This window comes from Nostoc sp. CALU 546, from assembly GCF_048836525.1.
In genome coordinates, this window is record NZ_JAWJTF010000041.1 from 19,224 (window position 1) to 36,034 (window position 16,811).

Annotated in this window: 13 protein-coding genes; 8 read left to right on the top strand and 5 right to left on the bottom strand. The window is 43.6% G+C overall.

Annotated features, from left to right (window positions below; genetic code table 11):
* The first annotated feature begins 187 nt into the window (after positions 1-187).
* Entirely contained in the window at positions 188-2,290 is a 2,103-nt protein-coding gene (locus tag RRG12_RS20420; RefSeq protein WP_420760519.1) for a YfbK domain-containing protein, read from the top strand.
* Positions 2,291-2,498: 208 nt separating this feature from the next.
* On the opposite strand, the gene RRG12_RS20425 is transcribed toward RRG12_RS20420, so the two are convergent.
* Complete coding sequence (locus tag RRG12_RS20425) at positions 2,499-5,003, bottom strand: VIT domain-containing protein (RefSeq protein WP_420760520.1); 2,505 nt, start codon at positions 5,001-5,003, stop codon at positions 2,499-2,501.
* A 71-nt stretch (positions 5,004-5,074) separates the two neighbouring features.
* On the opposite strand from RRG12_RS20425, the gene RRG12_RS20430 reads away from it, so the two are divergent.
* The 5 genes from RRG12_RS20430 (at position 5,075) to RRG12_RS20450 (ending at position 8,092) form a co-directional block, all read left to right on the top strand.
* Positions 5,075-5,212, top strand: a complete 138-nt coding sequence (locus tag RRG12_RS20430) for a hypothetical protein (protein ID WP_420760521.1) — start codon at positions 5,075-5,077, stop codon at positions 5,210-5,212.
* Between the two features lie 310 nt (positions 5,213-5,522).
* On the top strand, positions 5,523-5,765 hold the full coding sequence (locus RRG12_RS20435) for a hypothetical protein (protein WP_420760522.1): 243 nt from the start codon (positions 5,523-5,525) through the stop codon (positions 5,763-5,765).
* Positions 5,762-6,154 carry a type II toxin-antitoxin system VapC family toxin gene (locus tag RRG12_RS20440; RefSeq protein WP_420760523.1) on the top strand — a complete coding sequence of 131 codons (393 nt, stop codon included), beginning with the start codon at positions 5,762-5,764 and terminating at the stop codon, positions 6,152-6,154. The genes RRG12_RS20435 and RRG12_RS20440 overlap by 4 nt, the downstream gene beginning before the upstream one ends.
* An 83-nt stretch (positions 6,155-6,237) precedes the next feature.
* A complete protein-coding gene (locus RRG12_RS20445; protein ID WP_420760524.1) occupies positions 6,238-6,582 on the top strand; it encodes a hypothetical protein in 345 nt (114 codons plus the stop codon).
* A gap of 4 nt (positions 6,583-6,586) precedes the next feature.
* Complete coding sequence (locus tag RRG12_RS20450) at positions 6,587-8,092, top strand: NB-ARC domain-containing protein (protein WP_420760525.1); 1,506 nt, start codon at positions 6,587-6,589, stop codon at positions 8,090-8,092.
* 124 nt (positions 8,093-8,216) lie between these two features.
* On the opposite strand, the gene RRG12_RS20455 is transcribed toward RRG12_RS20450, so the two are convergent.
* Together RRG12_RS20455 and RRG12_RS20460 are read right to left on the bottom strand one after the other, a co-directional pair.
* Complete coding sequence (locus tag RRG12_RS20455; RefSeq protein WP_420760526.1) at positions 8,217-10,451, bottom strand: glycoside hydrolase; 2,235 nt, start codon at positions 10,449-10,451, stop codon at positions 8,217-8,219.
* Positions 10,452-10,574: 123 nt separating this feature from the next.
* Positions 10,575-10,805, bottom strand: a complete 231-nt coding sequence (locus RRG12_RS20460; protein WP_069069965.1) for a NifU family protein — start codon at positions 10,803-10,805, stop codon at positions 10,575-10,577.
* A 508-nt stretch (positions 10,806-11,313) separates the two neighbouring features.
* Between RRG12_RS20460 and RRG12_RS20465 the strand changes: the two genes are divergently transcribed.
* Positions 11,314-11,742: a hypothetical protein gene (locus RRG12_RS20465; RefSeq protein ID WP_420760527.1), complete on the top strand. Its 429-nt coding sequence runs from the start codon at positions 11,314-11,316 to the stop codon at positions 11,740-11,742.
* 393 nt (positions 11,743-12,135) lie between these two features.
* On the opposite strand, the gene RRG12_RS20470 is transcribed toward RRG12_RS20465, so the two are convergent.
* The gene (locus RRG12_RS20470) at positions 12,136-13,902 is read right to left on the bottom strand and encodes an ATP-binding protein (protein ID WP_420760528.1); all 1,767 of its coding nucleotides are present in this window, start codon (positions 13,900-13,902) and stop codon (positions 12,136-12,138) included.
* Between the two features lie 172 nt (positions 13,903-14,074).
* Positions 14,075-14,311, bottom strand: coding sequence for a hypothetical protein (locus tag RRG12_RS20475; RefSeq protein WP_181928319.1), 237 nt, complete (start codon positions 14,309-14,311; stop codon positions 14,075-14,077).
* Between the two features lie 634 nt (positions 14,312-14,945).
* On the opposite strand from RRG12_RS20475, the gene lepA reads away from it, so the two are divergent.
* Positions 14,946-16,757, top strand: a complete 1,812-nt coding sequence (gene lepA / locus RRG12_RS20480; protein WP_069069962.1) for a translation elongation factor 4 — start codon at positions 14,946-14,948, stop codon at positions 16,755-16,757.
* Positions 16,758-16,811: the final 54 nt, after the last annotated feature.

The window sequence follows — 16,811 nt, forward strand, 5'->3', positions numbered from 1 at the left end:
CGGAATGTTTAGTGTTGTATCCGCTACAGTTACCAAAACTGCAACGGTTATAAAATCCCAGGCTGCTCAAGACTATTCTAAGTAAGTGGAAACTTGAAATATCAGCAACCCTGTCCAAAAAGACAGGGCTTCCACACATCCCACAAGGTTTTGAACTGATACACAAATTTAGTGTGAGGATTTAGCTATGTCTTACCCGATTCCGTCCAAAATGTGGCAGCGAGTCAGTATTGTGACACTGTTATTATTGATACCGTCAGTAGGAATTGCAATCTTACGTCAGTCTGCTACGGTTGCGGTTCCAGCTAATCAGACTCCTCCCAGTTCTACCCCAACAAGCTCCATTCTACTCAATCACCCTGACTACCAAGCACTCCAGGCATTGGTACAAAAGTATAGTTGTGTAGTCCCCGTCCAAAACTTTGGTACTCTTCCCCTAACCCGGACTGAGTTTGCCACCGTCTTGAATGCCTGTGTGAATCGGAGCAATGAGCTAATAGCGACTGACCCCAAGATTGTTACCCAAGGGGATATGAAAACCCTACAACGCTTGCAGTCAGAATTCGCACCGGAGTTAGCAATCCTCAGAAATCAGATAGATGAATTGGAAGCTCGTAGTCCTATCACTCCAACTCAGGCTCCCAGAGAACGTACTCAAGCCGAGTCTACCCGAAAAACTCAACCAGTACCCACCGCCCCACCCCTTAGCATTCCCTCTGGCTCATCTGTGCAGGATCAAGTTTCTAACCGCCCTGTAAGCCCTACACGCCAAACTCGTAGCACTATTGGAAGGGTTGCCCCGGAACCACAAACAGGTAGCAGATTCAATACAGAAAACTACAATCGGATTGACGATAATCCCTTTCATCGCGTTGGTAATGAACCCCTTTCCACCTTTTCGATTGATGTAGATACAGCATCCTACAGCAACGTGCGACGGTTTATTACTCAAGGGGAATTACCGCCCAAGGATGCAGTGCGAATTGAGGAATTGATCAACTATTTTACCTACAATTATCCCCAACCAAAAGGCGATGCCGACGCTAGGCAGAGCCAACGCCCTTTTTCCGTCACCACTGAAGTGGCTGCTGCTCCCTGGAATCCTCAACACAAGCTGGTACAGGTGGGTTTGCAAGGTAAACGCCTAGAGAGTGAAACCTTACCACCCAGCAACCTAGTATTTCTGATTGATGTCTCCGGTTCTATGGATGACCCCAACAAATTACCCTTGGTGCAACAGTCTCTAAAATTGCTGGTGAATAAACTGCGTCCTGAAGATCGGGTAAGTTTGGTAGTTTACGCTGGGAATGCTGGATTGGTATTACCTGCTACTCCTGGTAGTCAGAAATCAAAGATTCTGGCGGCGATTGACCGCTTGGAGGCTGGAGGCTCCACTGCCGGCGGTCAGGGCATTGAACTTGCCTACAAAATAGCTAAACAAAGCTTCCTCAAGTCTGGTAATAATAGAGTAATTTTAGCTACCGATGGAGATTTTAACGTCGGGGTTTCCAGTGATGCCGACCTGACGCGATTAATTGAACAAAAGCGAGATCAGGGAATTTTCCTGACGGTGTTGGGATTTGGCACGGGCAATTATAAGGATGGGAAAATGGAGCAACTGGCTGATAAGGGTAATGGCAACTACGCTTACATCGATACCCTATTGGAAGCCAAAAAGGTTTTAGTTAACGATCTGAGGGGAACTCTGTTTACCATTGCCAAGGATGTGAAAATTCAGGTGGAATTTAATCCAGCGAAAGTTCAGGCATATCGCTTGATTGGCTACGAAAACCGTCTGCTGCAAAACCAGGATTTCAATGACGATAAGAAAGATGCAGGGGATATTGGGGCTGGTCATTCTGTGACAGCGCTTTATGAAATAATTCCCACCGGCACGAAAAGCGATGTGAAACTACCGGAGATAGACCCCTTGCGATATCAGCGTTCTGGTGAAACTGCCCCGGATACTGCCGGCAATGAGTTGATGCAGGTGAAATTGCGCTATAAATTGCCCCAGGACAGCACCAGTCAACTAATTACCCAAACCATCCAAGATGTTGATGTGAGAGCCGAGCAGATACCCTCCACAAACCTGAGATTTGCTGCTGCGGTGGCAACTTTTGGGATGCTGCTGCGTGACTCTGAGTATAAGGGGAATGCTAATTATGATTTGGTGATGAAATTGGCAACTCAAGGGAAGGGAGAAGATATGGAGGGCTATCGGGGTGAGTTTATTCGTTTGGTGGAGCAATCTAGGGGGTTGATGACGAGGACGGGGAGTAGGGAGTAGGGAGTAGGGAGAAAATTCTAGATCCAAAGACGCGATAAATCGCCGTCTCTACAAGGATCAATCTTTTGTAGAGACGGCGATTTATCGCGTCTCTTGCCTTAACCGAACCGTATTGGGAGTGGTGTTGTAATCTCTTGGAGATATTCACAACCTACACAAAAAGAGCGTTGGCGATGCCTACGGTGGGCATCGCCAACGCTCTCTACTGTTATGCTTGAATGCGAAGTGTTAACAGCACTATACTGTTGAAGGTTTGGGAAGGTAGCCAAGCTAAAAGCGATCGCCTAATTAATTCAATCACCGTCTGTTCCTTCAGCGATGAAGCCTGTTCATCCAGCACCAACTGTCTCACCCGTCCCTGACTAACATGGAATTCAAACACCAAATCACCACCGAAACCTCTAGGAAGTTGAATTGCTTGCAAGTATTGAGTCAGCAGAGAAATCATCTGCTGATCCAATCCCGTGACGCTCACAATCTGTAAATGAGGGACAGAAGATTCTTCTTTCAATAAGACCTTTAAATCTTCCAATTGATCATCCACACCCATCTCTTCAAACTGTGGCATCACTTGTTCAGAAAGTGATGACAAGCGGTCAAAATTACTAAACTCATCAACATCTGCAAATCCAAATTCCGGCTCTGATGCTGGAATATCAGCTTCCATCGCCAATGACTCCATATCTTCAAAGCGTGCCATCGATTTTGCTGGAGCAGGTGCAGACATTGGTGATGGTGGCAGTGGTGCAGATTGTTTTTTAGCTTCCCGGCGACTGCTTACCATTTGCTGACTTATCATTCCACCCCCAGGAGCCGCACCAGCCGCAATGTTACCAAAAATACCCTTATGGCTGATAGCTTCAGGTATTTCCACAGGTACTTGCACAGATACAGAATCCTCGTTGGGATTGACTCTGATATCATCACTGACGGCAACAAAAGCGGTATATTGCGATAACAGTTGATAAGCCAGAGCCGTATCTGTCACAGCTTCCACACCTCCCTTTGTGTCGCCGCTGACCATTTGATTCATTAAATCCTTGATGCGGGAACGTCCCCAAAGTTGAGCAATCGCAGGATTACCTGTTTGGGGAAAATTCAGGTGAAAACTGTGCTGATAACGCCTACCACCCGCAGCAATGCCAGTGATGTGCAACTTCCCAGAATGCGCGTCTGATTTGCGTCCAAATAGCACTAACGGTTGCTCTGCAAATAAATCTGGTGGTGTCGATGGATACATAATTGGGGATTCTCCATCACCTTCCCATTGCAATTGAATATTGGCGAGGACTGGATTATTGATTTGGCGGAAGAATTTTTCTACCACCTCATCTACAGGTTCATCGTGGCGAATAATCCGAGCAATACCCCGTCCTAATTCTGCAATCCGATTGAGTAAGAAACGATTCACCGAACTACCTGCACCAAAGCTATGCAGGCGGGTTCCTGGCTGGAGACGCTGTTTAACTTCTGCTAAAATTTGGTTTTCGTTGCCGATATAGCCATCAGTTAATAAAACAATATTTCGCAAGCGTCCCGGATTTGTGGCTTTTAAGTTTAAGACAGTGCGAATACCGCCTAACATCTCCGTTCCCCCGCCAGCGTTTAACCGATTGATATAGTTGATTGCTAATAAACGATTTTGGGAAGTATTAGGAAGAGGAACGGGTGAAAGTTGCTGTGTGGTATCGGAAAAATCAATAATATTAAAGGTGTCGTCAGGGTTGAGTCCATTGATAAAACGACGCATCAATTCCTGACATTGCATCAGTGGTTCGCCACTTTGAGAACCGGAGGAGTCGATGAGAAACACCATATCTTTGGCGACAATCTCTTCGGGACGGTACTCAAGGGCGGGAATCAGGTATAGTGCGAAGTGTCCACCCCGTTCATCAGCTTGGGTGAGCGTGGTTGTTTGAATGTTATTACTGCTAACTTGGTAGCGTAAAATTAGGTCTTTGTTGGGTATGGTGTCTCCACCTCCTAATTTGACATTCACTAACTGTCCTTCACGGATGATTTGGATTTGGTGAGAAGGTGAGTTAATCTCTTGAATTTCAACGCCAGCATTAATTTCTATAGTGACATTAATATCATGACTTGAGCGCATCCCCGACGGTAAAATAGGAGCATTCAAACGCGAAGCATCTGGAACTAAATCAGTATCTTGATTTGAAGTCATGGGTGCAATAGCTGAACCACCCCCAACTGCATTCTCTGCGATGGTGATTCCGGGAATGTAACGGGGGCCAACAACCATCGGGAAGACGAATTCATAATTTCCACCTTCAAATTTTAGGCTGTCGCTGTAGCGAATAATCACATCAATTTGTTCACCTGGCTTGATGTTCGCCAGGGATTGGGTGAAGATATTGTCTCGTTCTTGTTCGAGGAGTCCGGCTGTGTGTCCTTGTTTTCTGGCTTGTTCGTAGATGGCTACAGCTTCTTGGCGTTTTTTGATGCTGCCTTGAATTGTGCGATCGCCTATGCGAATCAGCATATCATCAACGGCGGCTTCATCGGGTAAGGGGAAGATATAAACAGCTTCTAGGGTTGTGGTAAAGGGATTTTCAAAGCTTTGGGTAACTTCCACTCGTGAGATGTTACCAGCGATTTTGGCTTTTACCTCGGTGTGTTTGAGGGGAAAGGCAATCTGTTGGTTGGAGTTTTGCAGATATAAACCACTGGGTTGTTGTTCTAGGGTTTGAGTCATAATTTTTACCTGACGCTTTTGTTTCCTGTCTCTAGCGTAGGCGTGTTTTTCAGGGAGATATGCTCAGTTTTATGCTCAGTTATTGGCTCAGTGAGCAAAGACAAAATTTAGATATCATTTTTGTATCACTAGCTAAAATAGTTAATTTGGCAAGGCGATCGCTTTTAGCAGCATTTCAATGGAGAGAATCAAATAATCATATAGTATGAAAATTGTTCAAGAAGTTTCTTTAATCAGTGTTGGGAGTTTTGAAGAATCAAGGGATTGGTCTATCAATTTTTAATTAAGTCGTTTACTCGCTGACGGGTTACGCTAAGTAATTTAGCAGTTTGAGCCACAGAGAGTAACTCAGGAGTGTTGTTAGAAGCCGAGTCTGTCATACTATGTATAGTCTAGAATAATGCCTTAATTCTGCCGAGCCGTTTTACCGATATTGCATCCTAAAGTGTAAATATTATGATATAAAAATCGTTAACTAAATTCCATTCCTATCCTAATTCTGAAGAAAAGAGTTTAACTATGAACGCTCACAAGATAGAAATAGTGTTAACTGAAGATGGAACCTTGACGCTACAAGGTTTACCTTTTCATGCAGGGGACGCTGTGGAAGTGATTATTTTGGAAACTAAAACTCCAGATAACCAAGTAGCACTAAAACCCCAATCAAATACAAATCTTTATCCTTTACATGATACACAGCCATACCATTATGAAGATCCAACAGAACCAGTCGCCCTAGAAGATTGGGAAGCTTTGCAATGATTGTACTTGATACTCATATCTGGGTTTGGTGGGTGCAGAACGATTCACGACTTACCCAACAACAGCAAGAATGGTTACGAGATTACGAATCTGATGGTTGTTTAGGAATCAGCATTCTTTCTTGCTGGGAAGTAGCAAAATTGGTAGAGAAAAAGCGACTAGTTTTACCTGTAGATATTGATAAATGGCTAGAAACTGCTTTAGCTTATCCGGGAGTACAACTATTAAATTTGTCTTTGCCTATAATAGTTGATTCAACTCAATTATATGGATTCCATAGCGACCCATTCGATCAAATGATTGTGGCTACAGCCAGATATTATAATTGTTTCTTGTTAACTGCTGATGCGAAAATCATTAATTATTCTGATGTGCAAACGCTCAAGTAGTGATTTATAAGATTGGCAAATTTACATAATTTATGCATTATCATAAAAGTGTGATTACTTAAAATAAAACCAATAAAATAAGCATGAATATACAAAACTTCAAAGAAAAATTATTCCCAGTTATAAAAGTAATATCTATAGTAGCGATCGCAACTGCAATAGGCTTAGAATTATGGAATATTCAAGCATTAACAACTAACAATCATCTACCTATTATCTTAAATCCAGTTTTGATAATTGCTCACTTGGCATTGTCGGCTCATTTCATTGAAGGAATAATTGCCGCTTGTTATGCACCTGGGAAAAATCATCAGCCAATTCAATATGGAATTTATACTTTTTTTGTGGGTACAATTGGTTTATTAGAATTGTTTGAAAATCATTCCCAGATCCCCGATTTATCTAAGAAGTCGGAATCTAAACCATAGATGTATGTCAAACTCGCTGAAAGCATCAACAGCAGGACTAGCAATTGTAGACAAATCCCGTCAACGTCTAGGTTGGACAAAAACTAGCACGGCGCGTTGGTGGCAAGATGCCCATACCTCTAGAGCTACTTTACGCCGATTTTGGCAAGGCGATCGCATTCAGCGAGAAATTTTCATCGCGATCTGTCAAGCTGTTGGTATTGTCAACTGGGAAGCGATCGCAGAATTATCCCACGCATACTTAGAACCTATTGCAGACATCCCCACACTTTACCGAGACTGGAATGAAGCACCTGATATCGAAAGTTTCTATGGACGAAATCAGGAATTGGCACAATTAGAAGAATGGATCACCAGTCAAAACTGTAAATTAATCACCATTAACGGTATCGCTGGTATTGGTAAAACCGCCCTAGCACTGGCTTTAGTAGACCGCATTCAGTCAAAATTTGATTGTTTAATTTGGAAATCTCTACAAACTTCCCCATCTCTCATTTCCCTGCTGAATAGCCTGCTAAACTCCTTTGAGCAAGGCGTTGTGCAAAATATTCAACAAGGTACAACACAACTTATACAGCAGTTACAAAAACATCACTGTTTGTTGGTATTGGATGGACTAGAGGCTATTTTCTCACAGGCAGAAAACCTCAGCTATGGTCAATTTATCCAACAATTAAGTCGGGAACGGCATCAAAGTTGTATTATCATTACTAGCCACGAACAACCAAAGAATATCGAAATTAATAGCAAAACATTTCGCTGTTTAAATCTCAAAGGGTTGCCAAAAAAAGCGGCTGTAGAATTATTACAATCAAGGGGATTTACAGGCAAAGAACTGGGGTTATCAGCATTAATTCAACTTTATCGCGGGAATCCTTTGGCGCTGAAACTGGTAACACCATTGATTCAGTCTGTATTTGGCGGGAATATTGCTGCTTTTTTAAGTCAGAATACTCTAATTGTGGGCGATCGCTTGCGTGTGATTCTCAAACAGCAATTTGAGCAACTTTCTGGCTTAGAGCAAGATATTCTCTACTGGTTGGCAATTTGGCAAGAACCCGTCTCATTCTCTCGATTGCAAACCCATTTACTGATATCCGTTGACCCAGGGATGGTTTTAGAGGGGATTGTGGGGTTAGAAAAGCGATCGCTTTTAGAAAAATGGATCAGCGATTATGAACCCTCATTTACATTGCAACCTCTAGTAATGAAAATAGTGACAGATGAATTGGTGGAACATACTGCCCAAGAGATTCATCAAGTCGTCCAGAGTCATGATATTCGTCATTTCCAGATATTGCGAACCCATTGGTTGCTACGACCGGGTACTGACGATATTGCAGGCGATCGCATTTTAACTCAACTTGAGAAAAAGCTCTGGCACTTGTATGGTGCAACTCTTCCACAAATCCTGAATCAGATTTTGTTGTTGTTAAAAGGTCAATCTCCTTTAGCAATGGGTTATATCGGGAGCAATCTAGCAATCCTCTCAGGAATAGACTTGGTATGACCCCCAATAGGGTTTGGTTAAAGGGGAAAGGGTAAAGGGGAAAGGTTTTGAATACATCCTTTACCCTTTCTCCAGACCACAAGGAAAGTGATATTGGTATAACACCAAGCAAGGGTATTGGGTTCTAAGGCACCTCAATGGAAATCAAAGCATTTTCTGGCAAATAGTTGGCAAAACGCCCTTCATCCGCAAGCACCAAAATCAGGCGCAGGGAATAATCTGGCGGAACTTGCAAATCTGCCCACGGTACTGCCAACTCTAAACAATTATTTAAAGCTACTTGAGCGCGACTGAAACGGGGTTGCCATTGATAATTGTCTCCAGCTTCCCGAAACTGAATTGATTGCGTCAGCAAGTTAACTTCCAAAAGATGGTGGAAAAGGTAATTCAGTGGGGCTGCATCTGGTACATCGGCTAAGGGAACTGGGCTATTAACCATTGTTTTTTCTGGATAGAACCACAGCAAATTCAACTCTGCTGGAAAACCCCGCCCTGGTGCAACGCCACCTTTAAAGTCCAACCGCAAATAGAAATTGAGGTGATCCACCCCATACCAAAGTCGCTGGATGACGCTGCTATTGTGCATCGTCCCTCGCGCCCCGCCGATTTCTATGCGTCCAGCTTTGTCCCAGTCTTGCTCATCACCCTTACCATCAATGACAGGATGAATAAATCCTTGTGGCGTGTGGCTTCCCTGTGCTTCGTGGATTTCCACTGGTTGCTTGAGATAGGGCGGTACAGGTTCATTTAATGCCTTGTAAATGCCAAGCAGGTGTTCTCGAAACAACTGGTCAAAGATGGCATCCTGATTTGATGAGTGTCCTGCACCAAACCACCAAAACCAGTCGGAACCTTCTGCGGCATACAATGCTTCCCATGCTTCTGGGTTATTTTCTTCCGTCGCTTCGGGATGACTTGCCAGCATAACTCTAGCTTCTGTCAAGTAATCCCAAGCACGATTTTTGGCAGGATCGCCGATCCAAGTTGTGAAGCTGCCATCCACCCAAGAACCACTATGTAGCTGCCCTCCGGGAATGGTGGCTGTGGCTGGAAATTCTTCGAGGAATTCGGAGACGGTAACGAGTTTCAGGTGGGGTTCATCACTCAAACTTTGATATAAAGCTTCTAGGAAAGGTTTGCCATCTTGGGGATAAAATTCCCAGCAATTCTCGCCATCCAAGGCGATGGTAACTAGCCAAGGTTGATCACTGTGACTATCTCTTTGCATTTTAGCGATCGCTTGCAAATGTCCCACTAAGTCCGCGGCTGCCTGTTTTGCTGGCATCGCACTATAAGTAAAGCCAATCAAATCTGATAATCTGTGGTCGCGAAACACAATTGACAAGTCACCCTCAGCGGTTTGCAGGCGATAGGGTCGATACAGCAATTCTGGTTGCTGCACATTCCCCGCCCCATCCCGATGAAAAAAGTGTTTCAGCGTCCACCCTAAGACGGCTTCATCTGAGCATATCCACTTAAACCCTTGATCAATAATATGTGGAAGTGTCGCCGGACTTACTGACTGTTCCGAAGGCCACAAACCACGAGGTATCTGTCCAAAGCGGTCTTTATAAAAGTCCCAAGCTTTCCGCAAGTGGCGGGGAATATCTTCTACCCACTCAAATCGCTGCTTAGGTAGTGTCATATTGGGCACAGCGACCCGACCAGAGTTAGTATCAGCGAGTAACGGTAAAATCGGGTGAGTGTAAGGCGTGGTAGTAACTTCTAGCTGTCCCGCCTCCTGCATTTTTCGATGCTGGGGGATAATGCGGCTGAGAATTTCTCGCTGTTTGGAATAAATGCGCTGGCGATCGCTTAAAGTAAAATTCCGACCCTGTTTTAACCAAGTAGCAATTTCCGGGTCATCCCAAAACAGCGGATCGATCCAAGCCAAATTGTGCCAAGCTAGCAAATCGCCATAATCTGGCAACTCCCAATTTGCTAAACACCAAGCTTGCCCTTTTTCCTGCCTTTGCTGGTACAGTTCGGCATAGCGGGGATGGGGGTCAATCAGCGTGTGGTGATTGGCATCGAAAAAGTGTTGAATAACGAATTCCCGCTGTTCCTGGGTGAGTTGTTCATCCGGTGTCAAGCTGGCTGTGAGATAAGGGTCAAAAGCAGTACCAGCAATATAATCTTCTAGTTGCAATATCAACGATGGTACTAAATTCACCGTTTGGTGTAACTTAGGATACCGCTCTAATAGCAATACCAAATCCAAATAATCTTTAGTCCCATGTAAACGTACCCAAGGCAGACGGTACTGCTGACTGGGAGATAGCGAAACGCCGCTGTCAGGAGATTTGTACAACGGCTGATGTTGATGCCAGATAAAAGCAATGTAAAGAGGATGGGACATAGCAAGTAATTAAGGGTTAGGGATTGGGGATTACAAATTAGGGATTAGGTATTAATGATAAATTATGAATGAAAAAATCCATTCTTCCCCAGTCCCCAGTCCCTAGTCCCCAGTCCCCAATCCCTACACTACTTGCTCAATTTCTGCAATTTCGGGAATCATTTCCTTAAGGCGGCGCTCAATTCCCATTCTCAGAGTCATTGCAGAACTGGGACAAGAACCACAAGCACCTTGCAGACGCAATTTTACAATAGGCCCATCAAGTTCTACCAGTTCCACATTGCCGCCATCAGACATAAGATAAGGGCGCATTTCATCTAAGACTGTTTCAACGTTGTCAATTGTAAGTTCCATAGTTTAGACCTGCTAAGTTAGGGATGGGCATGGGGCATGGGGCATGGGGCATGGGGCATTGAATAATAACGATCTCTGTAACCAATGCACCCTTACTCATTAACCATTATCCAAAGTTTTATTTTCCAGCTTTGTTAAATCGATCCTAAATCTAATTGCCGCTAGATTGTCAGGTGTCAGTTTTTTATGACTTTTGACTAAACCACTGCTGGTTTTAGCAACTTGATATTAGATTAGCTGAACAATTTTTCATGCAAGCCCTCCTACTCTACTTTAGCCTGTGAAGTAAGAAAGAGAACGCAAGGAAGTGAGAACAAGGAAGGTTTTTTCCCAATACCCTTCAAGAGTGCTGAGTAATGAGTAATCTGACTTTATCCCATTAAGTCTCTTTTGCAAGCTGCCAACCCTCACAGAGGTCGTATTGACATTTGACACTATGTTCGGGTCTTGGTAAAAACTGTACTATTTACTAATGTCGTAAAGAACGCATTCCATAACGAAAAGGCTTATGGTTAATAGCAAATATCCAGATGAAAGTAAGTGGATGTTCGTAAGACAGGACAATAACGCACCTGACGGTGAAAAGCAAGACTACTACTATGGCACCTTAGAAGATTGTTTATGGCGTATGCGTGTATGTATAGCTAATCAGCTTAATGACGAAGCCATACGAGAACTAGGTTATGCATTTGATGAAGTAAATAGAGCAGAAATATGGTTAGAGGAGCAAAAAGATTTTTGGGCGAATACAGAGGATACTTCAAAAACGAGGCAATATGTAGCTGCAATGACAGAAAAGGCTAAACGAATTTTAGACTCTCTTCAAGCTAGAGTAAACGAGAAACTACAAAGGATCAAAACCCAGTGTCTAACAGCAGGAATTGTTAGTAGTACAAATTGGTTTATTAAATATAACGGTAATGACAATGAGGGGTAAAAGTAGTGAGCATGACATGAGCCGCTACGTTACGTCTGAAAGTCTTGCTGTCGGTGGAAGGACAAGATTGCCGTTAAAACGTGCTTATGCTTCCAAATAAACAAGTGTGCTATTCCGGTATAGATCATGCTTATTCATAGCCGAGAGAGTTTTGAACATCACGTAGAGTCTTCTTAGCATATCAACTCAATACTAAGTAGTTATTGCTTCACAGAAGATGTATTATTTTATACTATTTCAAGAGGTTTGCCTCAGTAATAACCGATTATGACAGTCCTGGGTGCGGAAGGTGGGTTAAATAATAATTACTAAAAAACTTTAAAGTTTAAAACTCAAAACCCAGTATTACCAAGTATCCAAACTCAGCACTCATTACTCATTACTCATTACTCATTACTCAGCACTACTTATTGAGTCGCTATCAGTAGATGAAACCATAACTGGTTGTTGATACAGTGGCACGGTGAATGTGACTGTTGAGCCAAGTCCTTCGCCTAGACTATAAAAATGTACCTCGCCACCCATTGCCTCCACTAACTTCTGGGATATTGCCAGTCCTAAACCTGTGCCGCCATAATGGCGAGTGCGGGAGCCATCTACCTGAGAGAATAACTGAAACAGTTTATCTTGTTTATCCAAGGAAACACCGATACCCGTGTCTGCTACACGTACTCTTACCATGCCAGGAAATTCCTGACCTTGAAAGTTCGGCTTCGCTTTTTTTAGTACTAAATCAGCGCTGACGGTGACACCACCCTCATGGGTAAATTTGATGGCATTACCTACCAAATTGAGCATCACTTGTAGCAACCGTTGGTAATTGCTTTGGACAATGATTTCATCGGAAGTGGCAGGCATTTGCATCCCAAAGCTGAGGTTTCTCATTTCTGCTTGGGGACGCATGAAACTTTCTACATCACTGAATAGCTCATTGAGCTTGACTGGAGCGTAAGCTAGCTCCATTTTGCCAGCTTCAATTTTGGCAATGTCCAAAATGTCGTTAATGATATTCAGCAGATGTATCGATAACTGATGAGCTTCTGTCAAAAATTGGTTTTGTTCTTCTGGGTCGTCTGCCATCCCTTCCAAAATCAGCTTCAAGAAGCCAATCATGCCGTTGAGGGGGGTACGAATTTCGTGGGATACATTAGCCAGAAACTCGCTTTTGAGGCGAGAAGCTTCTTCGGCTTTTTGACGCGCTGCTTCTAATTCTTTATATAAAGTAGCATGAGCGATCGCAGTTCCCAATTGATCTGCTGCTTCTTTTGCTAGTTCTAATTCCGATTCTGTTAATGTGTAGCATTCATCCTGCCAATTCAAGGCAACCAATCCATTGGCTTGGTCTTGATAGCAAGTCGTAACCACCAAAGTTTTCTGCCGTCCAGACTCAGTGTATCCAGGCACTTCCATCACAACTGGTTCTAGGGTTGCCAAGGCTTGAGCAAAAGCTGGCTCAGAAACTACATCTATTTCTGAGCCAAGCATTGATTTGAGTTCTGGCTGGCGATACTCAGCCTTCACCTGTACTTTTGAGCTAGAGGGCTGATAAGGACAAATAATACAGCGCTCTAGCCGCAGTGCTTTCCCCAAGCTATCAACTGTTTGCTGCCAAATAATATCTAAATCCAATGTCCGGCGAATATTTCTGGTAATGCGATTTACCAGTTTTTGGTGTTGTTGTGAACGTAAAGCCAGCTCTATTTGTGTGGGCGTTTTTGATGCCACGCGCACTTGTTTTTTGTTGAGTGTCGCTTGCACTAAACGTCCCATCACTAAAACTGTAGTGGCAGTTGTTCCCAAGCTCGGCATAATCGGACTAATCACTAAGTCCAACTCAAATAATTCCTGGTGGTAGCTAAACCAGCACTGAAACCTTTCTGGTATCAAACCCGTCAAAATTCGGTGCAATCGTTCTAAATAAGTAACCTTATCCACCGGAGCAAAGGTTTGAGTCTGGTTCAGCTCGTCAACTATTTTTTCAGTATTTAACCCCAGGAGTTCGCTGTGCTGCCAATAAAAGGTCAGATAGCGCCCTGCCCCATCTTGCGTATACACCAACTCTGCACCTAGAGCTGGTAATGAACTATCAGTCTTACTGGTAATAGATTCCAGATTTTGGGAAAATACATTTGGCAATTGGGAATTGGCAGTAATAGTCATTAATTGAGTTGGATAGACAAAGGGTGTCCGACCGTAATTTTACTAAAGCCGTTAAAATTTATGCATAAACTTTTACAGCTTTTTTGTTTTTGATTGGGTATTTCTTGGTGTTCTGGAAACCAGATTGACAAACTTTACTTTTTTAATTTCTATTGACAGCTGACTAATAGCGTCAATCGTTCCATTCACCGCGAGGAGGAACGGGGGTACGCACAGGCGTGCGCGTCAATTCATCATCTCTGAGAATTTCACCCCGCAACCACTGGCGAATCGCCACCTCAATTACTTTACTTGGGTCATTGGTGAGATGCTGAATTTGCTCTAGTAACTCGGAGTCTAGGCGGACAGCAATTTCTACCTTATCGGTTCGTGTGTTTTCCGCTTCGGTAGTTTTCTCTTGCATATTCATAGGTTTGATATACTCTGAATTGGTTTTGTCTAAAGCTTTGTAAAGCAGTTATATTCATAAGTCTGGGCTAATTCGCTGAAAAATCTTCAAAGGGACAGTTATATAGTTCCCTGAAATAGCACCAAAGTAACAGGCTTTAAGTTTCAAATCACATTTTTCATATAACTGACTAGACAATAGCTCTAGAAGTTTTGCCGATAAATCAGTGATTCTGGGTAATTACGGGTCGTAATTGCCCATGATCCCTACATGATCCCTACATGTACTTATTTACATTTATTGTACGCTCCTAGCTGTTGAATACTAGCAGCGACAAATAGACTTTCATAATATTCTTAAAAGTCCACCTATTTAGATCGAAAGTTGAAGATGGAGTGAAGATGGGTACTGGGTATTGGGTATTGGGTATTAGGGATTAGGGATTAGGTTAGGAAAACTCTTTCCTAGTTCCTAGTCCCCATTCCCCAGTCCCTAGTCCCCACTCCCCACTCCCCACTCCCCAATCCTCAGTCCCCACTCCCCAATCCTCAGTCCCCACTCCCCATTAAAAGCAGCGTCTTGGCTAAGAAAGCATTAAAATACATTAAGTAAATTGCTCTTTTAACTTTGGTTGCTGCTAAGGCAAAGATAGTATATGACTGACGTTCCCGCAGTTCGCATTCGCAATTTTTGTATTATTGCTCACATCGACCACGGGAAATCAACCCTCGCCGATCGCTTACTACAAGCTACTGGCACTGTTGAAGACCGGCAGATGAAGGAACAGTTTCTCGATAACATGGATCTAGAACGGGAGCGCGGCATTACCATTAAGCTGCAAGCTGCCCGGATGAACTACACAGCGAAAGATGGTCAGCAGTATGTGCTGAACCTGATTGATACTCCGGGACACGTCGATTTCTCTTATGAAGTCTCCCGCTCTCTTGTTGCTTGTGAAGGAGCGCTATTGGTAGTAGATGCGTCCCAAGGTGTGGAGGCGCAAACTCTGGCAAATGTATATTTAGCCTTAGAGAATAACCTGGAAATTATCCCGGTTTTAAATAAAATTGATTTGCCTGGGGCAGAACCAGAACGGGTAATTGGCGAAATTGAAGAAATTATCGGTCTAGATTGCAGTGGTGCAATTCTGGCCTCTGCTAAAGAAGGAATTGGTATTGATGAGATTTTAGAAGCAGTTGTTGAGCGGATACCGCCACCGCCCAATACCATAAATGAACGCTTACGAGCGTTAATTTTTGATAGCTATTACGACAGTTACCGGGGAGTAATTGTGTATTTCCGGGTGATGGATGGAACCGTGAAAAAAGGCGATCGCATCCATTTAATGGCATCCGGTAAAGAATTTGAAATTGATGAGTTAGGTGTCCTTTCTCCGACTCAAAAGCAAGTTGATGAACTCCACGCTGGGGAAGTAGGCTATTTGGGAGCGGCAATTAAAGCTGTAGCTGATGCACGGGTAGGAGACACAATTACCCTCAGTAAAGCGAAAGCGGAGTCACCTTTACCAGGCTACGCAGAAGCGAACCCAATGGTTTTTTGCGGGATGTTCCCCATTGATGCTGATCAATTTGAAGATTTGCGGGAAGCCTTGGAAAAGCTGGAACTCAATGATGCCGCGCTGCACTACGAACCAGAAACTTCTAGCGCGATGGGGTTTGGCTTCCGTTGTGGGTTCTTGGGTTTGCTGCACATGGAAATTGTCCAGGAACGTCTAGAGCGAGAGTATAACCTAGATTTAATCATTACAGCCCCTTCGGTGGTTTATAAGGTGATTACCCTCAAAGGTGAGGAACTGTACATCGATAATCCTAGTCGCTTGCCTTCTCCCAACGATCGCGAAAGAATTGAAGAACCTTACGTCCAAGTCGAGATGATTACGCCGGAAACTTATGTCGGCGCTTTGATGGAGTTGTCACAAAATCGCCGTGGTATCTTCAAAGATATGAAATATCTCGCCCAAGGACGAACTACTCTTACTTATGAGCTACCCTTGGCGGAAGTAGTAACTGACTTTTTCGATCAAATGAAATCGCGATCGCGCGGTTACGCCAGTATGGAATATCACATCATCGGCTACCGTGAAAATCCTCTGGTGAAGCTGGATATTATGATCAACGGCGATCCCGTGGATTCTTTGGCGATGATTGTGCATCGAGATAAAGCTTACAATGTCGGGCGGGCAATGGCAGAAAAACTCAAGGAACTAATTCCCCGCCATCAATTCAAAGTACCAATTCAGGCATCTATTGGTAGTAAAGTTATTGCCAGCGAACACATCCCCGCCTTGCGGAAAGATGTACTAGCCAAGTGCTACGGTGGTGACATCAGTCGGAAGAAAAAACTTTTACAGAAGCAAGCAAAAGGTAAAAAGCGGATGAAATCTGTGGGTACTGTGGACGTACCGCAGGAAGCCTTTATGGCAGTACTGCGCTTGGATCAAAACTAATAGAATTCAGGAGTCAGGAGTCAGAATTCAGGAGTCAGAATTCAGGAGTCAGAA